Source organism: Actinomadura formosensis NBRC 14204, from assembly GCF_001552155.1.
GTDB classification, from domain to species: domain Bacteria; phylum Actinomycetota; class Actinomycetes; order Streptosporangiales; family Streptosporangiaceae; genus Spirillospora; species Spirillospora formosensis.
Genome location: NZ_BCQQ01000319.1, coordinates 1 through 709, shown reverse-complemented (window position 1 = coordinate 709; position 709 = coordinate 1). Strand labels below are relative to the sequence as shown.

The window sequence follows — 709 nt, the reverse complement described above, 5'->3', positions numbered from 1 at the left end:
GCCCCCGCCGAAAGCCCCCCGCAAGCCCCACCCCGACCCCGCCGCCTGCCGCCCCGGCGCATCGTCGCCGGTACCGCGATCCTGGCCGTGGCCGCAATCGCCATCGGCGTCGTCCTCACCCGTCCGTCCCAGAACACCGGCAGCACTTCCCAGCCGGCACCGGCGACCTCATCGCCCACCCCCATCCGACCGGGTTCGACACTCAAACTCGGGGGCCTCTGCCTCTCCGAACGGGCGTACGACCGGACCGGACTCGTCTTCCTCAAGGACTGCGACCAGAGCTTCCCGCCGCGCCGCCTCACCCGAGACGGAACGTTCTGGCGCGTCACCACGCGGCACCCAGAATTCGGCCCCGGCTGCATGGGAGTCGTGGACGCCTCGTTCCGGCCGGGCACGCCCCTGTCCGACGACACCTGCGGTCACGCCCAGCCGGACCGCTTCACCCTCCGGAGAGTGACCGGCGGAGTCCAGCTACGCCCCGCCGACCGCGACCTCTGCGTCGGTGTCAAGGGGGCACCCGCCGCCGACGCCCCGATACTCCAGCTCCCCTGCGACGAGCACGCCCCCGGCCAGCTCTTCACCATCACCTGACCGCTCAACCACGCCACATCCGCCGCCCAGGTAACCCCCACCCCGAGCGAGCGCCCCGCCGAGTCGACTACGATGCGGGACGAGCCCGCCGGCGTAGCTCAATTGGCAGAGCATCTGT

Annotated in this window: 1 protein-coding gene; it reads left to right on the top strand. The window is 71.9% G+C overall.

What is annotated here, in order from left to right; translation table 11 throughout:
- Positions 1-591 (top strand): RICIN domain-containing protein (locus AF1_RS32740; RefSeq protein ID WP_217999885.1); only part of this gene is annotated, 591 nt, incomplete at its 5' end.
- Positions 592-709 lie beyond the last annotated feature (118 nt).